The organism is Neisseria sp. P0021.S005, assembly GCF_051956955.1.
Map to the genome: position 1 here is coordinate 1 of NZ_JBQCWY010000100.1, position 8535 is coordinate 8535.

The 8535-nt window shown below is 52.4% G+C and carries 4 protein-coding genes; 3 read left to right on the forward strand and 1 reads right to left on the reverse strand.

Features of this window, described 5'->3' with window-relative positions:
* The 3 genes from ACTHUE_RS07650 to ACTHUE_RS07660 all read left to right on the forward strand — a co-directional run.
* A partial coding sequence (locus ACTHUE_RS07650; RefSeq protein WP_440423214.1) for a TonB-dependent receptor domain-containing protein occupies nt 1–3191 on the forward strand: 3191 nt, incomplete at its 5' end.
* 152 nt (nt 3192–3343) lie between these two features.
* Nucleotides 3344–4300, forward strand: coding sequence for a Slam-dependent surface lipoprotein (locus ACTHUE_RS07655; RefSeq protein WP_440402924.1), 957 nt, complete (start codon nt 3344–3346; stop codon nt 4298–4300).
* A 217-nt stretch (nt 4301–4517) separates the two neighbouring features.
* On the forward strand, nt 4518–6011 hold the full coding sequence (locus tag ACTHUE_RS07660; protein WP_440423216.1) for a surface lipoprotein assembly modifier: 1494 nt from the start codon (nt 4518–4520) through the stop codon (nt 6009–6011).
* A 128-nt stretch (nt 6012–6139) separates the two neighbouring features.
* Here the strand turns inward: ACTHUE_RS07660 and ACTHUE_RS07665 are convergent.
* Nucleotides 6140–8535, reverse strand: a 2396-nt coding sequence (locus ACTHUE_RS07665) for a glycogen/starch/alpha-glucan phosphorylase (RefSeq protein WP_440423218.1), incomplete at its 5' end; no start/stop codon positions are given.

Sequence of the window (8535 nt, forward strand, 5' to 3'; positions counted from 1 at the left end):
ACCCCGCCCTGTTCCGCAGCATCGCGGTGGAAAAAAGCCCGGCCCTCACGCGCGGCGTGAAATCGGGCGTCGGCGGCGCGATGTCTATCCGCACCATCGAACCTTCCGACATCATCCCCGAAGGGAGAAACTGGGGAATCGAAGTCAAAACCGAGTTTTCCGGCAACACCGTGGCGCAGAAAAACGACCTGCGCCAATTCTTAGGCCGCGACTACCGCACTCTCTCGCCCATAGGCGCGACGGCGGACGGGGTATCGGGTATGCCCGATGTATTGACCGGCTATACCGGCAAACCTTCCCCCACCGCCCTGTTGTTGGACGAAGGCATCGCGGGTACCAAGTATGCGGGCGGCAAAAGCCACACCAACTTCAAAGACGACAGGCAGCTGATGTTGTCCGCCGCCTTCAAAACCGACATTACAGACGGCCTTGCCGCATACAGCCACCGCCAAAAAGGCAACTACTACGCGGGCAAACGCGGTTATCAGAGCTACCTCAACAACCCCATTTACGGTGCAGATGCCTGTTACGACCAGTATCCCGACAAATCGCCACGGGAAAAAGACATACTCTGCAAATCTTCCGCCAGCCTGGTGCCGAATATGGCCGTCCTGTTCAGGCCGGGCGAAGAAATCATGAACAGCCACACCGACACCAAAACCCTGCTGCTGAAAAACAACTGGTATCTGCCGGGCAACCAAAAAATCAGCCTGCAATATATGGACAACAAAATCGGCTTCGGCGAAATCAACCCCCTGATAACGGCATGGATACTCGGTTTCGCCGAACAATCCCTAGACGAACCTGCGCAGCAGGCACCGGGCATAGGGACGAAAATCGACAGCAAAACCTACAAAATCGGCTACGAATGGAAGCCGCAAAACAACAAATGGATAGATTTTCAGGCCGATATGTGGCGGGTGAAGACCGACAGCAACCGCCATCAGAGCGGCGGCCCCGTCGTCGGCGTCATTACGCCCGACTATGAGTACGACCTTTGGTATTGGTGCAACATACGCAAACAGCCCTCACCTAACCTGCGGGGGGAAAGCTGCGAAAGCGCGATGACGTCGAACACCTACGGTTCGGCGCGAACCCATGAAGAAGTGCTGCGCATGATAGAAGACACGCCCGACAAAATCGCCCGCAAGCTGGCAGAATACGATGAAAACAACCGTGCGATTACTGACCGCTGGATGGGGCATACGGGCGGCTACTACGCCATCACGCCCGCCGATAAAAATGTGATGACCGACCAGACCAACCATCTGGGCAGGCTGATGAACCTGGCCGAACTGAAGCAAAAGCTGAATCAGGAACGCTACTACATCGAACATCCCGACCGTATCATCGTTCCCGGTGCGCGGCAGCGTACCGACGTCGTCCGCAACGGCTTCAACCTCAGCAACCGCTTCCGCCTTTCCGACAAACTCAGCCTCACCCTCGCCGCCGACTACCAGCGCGAAACACTGGAAGAACGCACCGATACCGCCGACAGCAATGATTTGATGAATACTTTCGGCGTACTGACTCGCATGGCGGCCTTGGGCGGCCCGCAGTCGGCGAAAAAGCGCGAATGGGGCGCGAACCTGGTCTTCGACTGGAAACCGACTTCCCGCCTGAACATACAGGCGGGCGTGCGCTATCAGAACTTTAAAGGACGCAATATCGAACTGGCGCGGCAGCGTGCCGCACGCAACCCCTGGTATCAGTATGGCCTGGGTTCGGACAGCTATGTTACCGGCCTGATGATGCCGTATTTTGAATTGGCGGATGAAGAAGATATTGCCAACCAAAAGCGAATGTTGCAGCTTTATAACCCTGATAGAATCGGAGGACAGGTTGCAGAATATCAAGACCTTAACCGCCGTTTTAAGGAAAAAAACGGTTACGATTTTGATCCGCATGATACTCTCGTTGATCAGGAAACACGCTTGTATGCCAAACCAAATGGACAGCTTGTTGAATATACACATGGCGATAAAAATACCGATGTGCTATATGTCCTACGCCGCAAACAGATTATCCCAATTGTTTCGGGAAAATTCGACAACAGCAAAGTACAGCTTGCTCCCGAGAAATACCGCGAAATGGTAAATAATCCGCAAGGCAAGGGCGGCAGCCACCGCCGCTATATTCCGGGGGCGAATTTACATATTGCTCCCGGACAGATTACCGAATCGCAAGCACTGGCCAATACAAATCAGACACCACCGGAAGACGATAATGATTTTGCTAGAGACCGGTTAGCTCATCCACACAACCTTGCTTGGGTCAGGCATCAATTCGGCGAAGCCGACCGCTGGCGCATACCGCAGGAGCAACGCGCGCATTCCTGGTCGCCCATGCTGGCGGTCAGCTACGATCTTGCCGACAACCACCGCCTCTTTGCCCGTTATGCCCGCATGAGCCGCTTCCCCAGCCTGTATGAATTGACCGGAGTCAGCAGCAACGCCCTACTCCGCAGGGAAGTTGTTGCCGAATACGACCTAAAACCCGAAAAAAGCACCAACTGGGAAGTCGGCTACAATTTCAATTTCGCCCCGCATTTCACCAAGCTGCGCCAAGGCGACCTCCGCCTCACCTACTACAGCAATAAAATCAAAAACCAAATCGACACATCCAATATGGACGGCGGCATGATCCAATACGACAGGGCAGTCAGCAAGGGGGTGGAGCTGCAAAGCCGCCTCGACAGCGGCCGCTTCTTCGCCTCCTTCGGCGGTACTTACCGCTTGAAACACGCGGTTTGCGACAAACAAATCGCCTTCAAATTCGACTATTACCTGCAACGCGTACCCGAATGCCTGGAAGGCGGCTTCGGCCTCAGCCGCTTCTTCCAGTCCCTGCAGCCGAAATATTCGCTTTCCCTTGATGTCGGCACGCGCTTCTTCAACAAAAAACTGGAATTGGGCATGCGCGCCATCCATCACAGCAAGGCGGAGCGGAAAAACTACGACAAGCTGATTGCCGACGGCGCGGGGCAGGTGTATGAGCGCAACGGCAAACCCTACGGCTGGCATGCCGCCACCCTTTTAGATGCCTATGCCCGCTACCGCATAGGGAAACATATAGACTTGAATTTCGGCGTTACTAACCTCGCCAACCGCTATTATCTAGACCCGATGTCCAGCACCCCCGTTCCCGGCCCAGGTAGGACGGTTACCTTCGGCCTAAAAGCGAAATTCTAAAATTTTCAATCAGACCTATTGTCAAAAACAAATTAGTATATATAATATTGATTATCAATATTATTTTTATATGACGGTCTTTTTTCTGCTTTCTGCCGCCATCTATATTTCAAAGATAAGCAGGCTTTTTTCAATTTCTTAGGAGTCTCAACATGAATGTGCGTCAAACCGTCTTAGCCGCCCTTTTGATGGGTGCTTTTGGTTCTGCCTTGGCTGTAGAGAATATATATGGAGAATCAAGTACAAACCGTGTGAAAACTCAAAAATCGGATGCGCTGCCGTTTGGTGCAAACCGTGCCGGTATCAGTATAGACAGCGATGGAAACAACCGTTATTCGAATTCCATCAACCTCGAAGCCGGACCCGCGCAGCGCATCCGCAACAAATACGGCAATACGCCCATCAACGGCGGCAATCAGAACGCCAATGCAAATGGCACGGCCAATCCGAAATACCTGCAACCCGGCGACATCAACCCGATTGCGGGCTGGTTCTCGAAAACCAAACTCGCCCAAGTGTGGTATGAAAAACGTGCCAACAACACCGAAGTGTTCAGCGTACGCCAAATGGCCGACCCAAAGTTACCGATTGCACCGAAATTCGGCGGCATGACCTTTGCCAAAGTGCCGACTGCGGCAACCAACGTCTTCTTCGGCGAATGGGCGCCGCGCAAAGGCAACAGCAATCAGATTACCAACAGCACTGATTTAAATATGAACGACGGCAACCGCACGGTTTGGTTTGTGGGTGAGAATCCGACTAAAAACACTACGGGCTTAGCTACCGCCACCTATAATGTTGTCGGCATCAACAAGCACACGCCGGGCAAAAACGATTTCTATACTGGTGAAATCAAAGCCACATTCGGCACGAGCGACAAAGGTTCTATGAGCGGAGCACTAAAACGCGCAGGTGATAGGGATTTGAACTTTAACGGTGTTGAAATTATCAATTCAAAAGGTACATTCAACAGTATTAAGGGACGAAATAACGAAGGCATTATCGGACAATTCTACGGCAATGGCGCGGCAGCCATGGCAGGCTATGCCACTCGCGGAACTGACAACAACAAAGGCGACGACGTAGCCTTCGGCGGTGCGAAAAAATAGCCTTGTCTGCTTACGCGATTAGGGAATGCCAGTGTTTTCGGCGTTTGGCCGTCCGTTCCCGCAATCAGGTAAACCGCCATTTTTTAACTACAGCCGCAGTAGGCATAAATATACTGCGGCTGACCTGTTTCTGAAGTGCCGTGCAAACCTGCATTATCTCGCAGAATTTTTGCTTTACTTCTTTCAGACGGCCTCTCCGCCCCAAGGACCCTATCTCATGAAACACCGCCTCTGCCTGCTTTTCCTGCCGCTCTGTACGGTCTGCCTTGCCGCCCCGTCCGACGATGCCGCGGACGAACGCCGCCGCCTGCTGGATGAGAGCAGCCGCCAAACGCAGCAATATCGAGAAAGTGACTGGCTGGACACGGAACAGGCCCGCGAGAAAGTGGAAGAAAACAACGGCTATATTTCGATAGATGGTGAAATCTACCAAGTCGGCGATACGGCGGAAGAACTGGAAAGTGCGATTTACCACGCCCTAAACGCGCGACAGTGGCACAAGGTGCGACAGTTTGCCGCCCGCTACGCCAAACTGCCGCAGCACAAACCCGCGCTGATTCATTTGGCCGATGCGCTGCAAAAACGGGCCGAAGGGGATTCTCGCGCGGCGGAGAACAGTTTTCAGACGGCCTTGGAAGCCGAACCCGACAACCCCCGCCTGCTGCTCGAAGCGGGGCGGTTTTATGCCGAAGACAACCAAAACAAAGAGTCCGTCGCCGCGTTTGAGAAAGTTCTGAAAACGGATATTCCTGCTGAAACCCACCCCATCGTGGAAAACTACCTGTCCGAACTGGGCAAACGCCGCCGCTGGCACGGCCAAATCAGCCTAGGCTACGGCTACAACAGCAATGTAAACCAAGGCAACGGCATCAACCAATGCGTGTGGGAAATCGCGGACATGTGCCTGATGGAGCGCACCCTGCCTGCGCCAACGGATTCAACCTTCTTATCCTATAGCGCGACCACCGAAAAAACCGTCCCGCTCAAAGGGCATCACGGTGTACAGGTGCGCAGTGTACTGTACGGCAACCGCTACACGGAAAAAGACAAAGATTCGGCGGCTATGCCGGATTACAGCTATCACAACAGTTCGCTGTACGCGGGATACGCCTATGCCGACGCACGCTCCTCCTTTTCCCTGCTACCCTATTTCGAATATGACTTCCGCAACCGCCACACCCACTACCGCGCATGGGGCGCGGATGTCGACTGGTCACGCACACTTTCCCCTCGCTGGCGTATTAACTCACATGCTGGAGCAAAAAAGACCGGATACGGCGGACAAAGCAAAGATTATTTTGCCGACTACAAGCAATACGAACTGGGTGTAGGGGCAGAATTTTCTCTCACACCCCAAAGCGGCCTGTTCGCCAACTTTGATGCAACACGCAAAGCCTATCCCGAAAAATCTTCTTCCAGCAAGGAATATACGACACGGCTGGGAGCGTATAGTTTTTTTTCAAGCGGTACTTATCTCAACGCTATCCTGCTTCATCGCCGCAGTCTTTATGACGCTGCAAGTTTTGTCAGCGACAACAGACGGCGGCGCGACAATCAATACATCATGATAGCCGCTGTAGGCTTTCCGCAGTGGAACCTTAAAGGCATGTATCCTGAATTTCGTTTCAGGCGTTCAATCTCCCATAGCAATACAGCACATTACCGATACCGTCAGAATGAATGGCTACTAAATTTTAAATACCGATTTTAAATTGAGTCATTTAGAAATACGCTAAAACAGCGATATAACCATGCTGTTTTGCTCGTTTCTATATCATGCCGTCTAAAAAAAGCCGATACACCTTTCCAATGTATCGGCTTTCGCTATCTGCTCAACGCTTAATTTTTGCCGGGCAATTCTTTTTCGCTCAATGGTTTGATGTACCAAATATCGCGGCAGTAGTCGGCGATGGAGCGGTCGGATGAGAAGAAGCCCATGTTGGCGATGTTGATCAAGGCTGATTTGCGCCATGCGGATACGTTGCGGTAGTGTTCGTCCGCTTTGTATTGCGTATCGATGTAGCTGCGGAAATCGGCCATCAGTTGATAGAAGTCACCGTATGGTTGCAACACGTCGTTGTAGCGGTTTGGCTCTTCCGGAGAGAAAGTGCCTTGGCTGATTTGGTTGACGACGCGGCGCAGGTCGCTGTCTCGTTCGATATAGCTCAATGGGTCGTAACCGTTGCGGCGGATTTCTTCGACTTGTTCTACGGTGTTACCGAAGATATAGCAGTTGTCCGCGCCGACTTTTTCCAAAATCTCAACGTTCGCGCCGTCCAGCGTACCCATGCAGATTGCGCCGTTGAGGGCAAATTTCATGTTGCTGGTACCGGATGCTTCTGTACCTGCCAGTGAGATTTGTTCGTGCAAATCGGCAGCAGGAATGATGATTTGGGCAAGGCTGACGCTGTAGTTCGGGATGTAAACGACTTTAATCAGGTCGCGGATACGGGTGTCGTTATTGATGACTTTGGCAACGTCGTTAATCAATCGGATGATTTTCTTCGCCATGTAATAGGCGGAAGCGGCTTTACCGGCAAAGATGAACACGCGCGGCTGCCAATCGAAATCCGGGTTTTCCAGGATTTTGTTGTAGCGGTCGACGATGTGCATCACGTTCAATGCTTGACGTTTGTACTCGTGGATACGTTTGATTTGGATGTCGAAAAGTGCATCGGTATTAACTTTGATGCCCAGCTCGGTTTCGATGTATTTAGCAAGGCGCTCTTTGGCGGCTTTTTTCACTTCACCGAATTCTGCCTGTACGGAAGCATCGTCCACTTTATCGTTGAGCTTGGTCAGGTTGTCCAAATGCAGACGCCAGTCTTCGTCGCCCAGATGTTTGTCCAAGAATTTGGTCAAGCCCGGGTTGGCGATGTTAATCCAGCGGCGCGGGGTTACGCCGTTGGTTACATTGGTAAAGCGTTCTGGGAATACTTTGGCGAAGTCGGCAAAGATGGATGTGGTCATCAAATCGGAGTGGATTTTGGCCACGCCGTTGACTTTGTGCGAACCGATCACGGCAAGCCATGCCATGCGGACGCGACGGCCGTGGGTTTCGTCGATGATGGATACGCGACGGACAAAGTCGTCGTCGAAGTTACCGATGGCGCGTAAGGCATTGAGGAAGTAGGCGTTGATTTCAAAGATGATGTCCAAGTGGCGTGGCAGCAGACGGCCCATCAAATCGACCGGCCAAGTTTCCAAGGCTTCGCTCATCAGTGTGTGGTTGGTGTAAGAGAAAATCTTACAGCACATATTCCATGCTTCGGTCCACGCAATGCCTTCTTCGTCAATCAGGATGCGCATCAATTCTGGAATAGCGAGCACCGGATGGGTGTCGTTCAAATGGATGGCGACTTCGTCCGCCAAAGTGCGGATGCTTGGGAAACGGCATTTGTGACGTGCAACGATGTCTTGAACGGAAGCGGAAACCAAGAAGTATTCTTGCTTCAGGCGCAATTCGCGGCCGGAATCGGTAGAGTCGTTCGGATACAGGACGCGTGAGATGTTTTCATCGCTGTTTTGTGCGCGAACGGCAGAGGCATAGTCGCCTCGGTTGAAGTCGGCAAGGTCAAACAGGTTGCCTGCGTGTGCGGTCCACAAGCGCAATGGGTTGGCACATTCGCCGCCATAGCCCGGAATGATTTCATCGTATGCCCAAGCGGAAATTTCTTCGCTCGGCTGCCATTCTTTTTTGTCGCCCAAGTTCAATACTTGACCGCCGAAACGGACGGAATATTGTTTGTTCGGACGGGCAAATTGCCATGCCAAATCTTGGTCGAGCCACAAATCGGGTTTTTCAACTTGTTGTCCATCCACGATTTCTTGTTTGAACATACCGTATTGGTAACGGATGCCGTAGCCCATGGCCGGAATGCGCAGGGTTGCCAAAGAGTCGAGGAAGCAGGCGGCAAGACGGCCCAAACCGCCGTTACCTAAACCTGGATCTTCTTCTTGTTCGCAGACATCGGCAAATTCTTTGCCCAGTTGCTTGAAGGCTTCTTCAAATTCGGCGTAAACGCCTTCGTTAATCAGCGCGTTGACAAACGAACGGCCGAGCAGGAATTCCATAGACAGGTAATAAACCATGCGTTTGCTGTTGTCGATGTGGGCGCGGCGTGTTTTGAGGAAATCTTCCGCAATCAGGTCACGCGCGGCAAGCATGGCGGCGTTGAGCCATTGGTGTGAAGTTGCCTCCTTCGGATCTACGCCCAAGATGAAAATCAGCTTGT

Bases quoted from the DNA above. Each gene is read 5' to 3' on its own strand.
- ACTHUE_RS07660 (WP_440423216.1), top strand. From the start codon at position 4,518: ATGAAACACCGCCTCTGCCTGCTTTTCCTGCCGCTCTGTACGGTCTGC.
- ACTHUE_RS07655 (WP_440402924.1), top strand. From the start codon at position 3,344: ATGAATGTGCGTCAAACCGTCTTAGCCGCCCTTTTGATGGGTGCTTTT.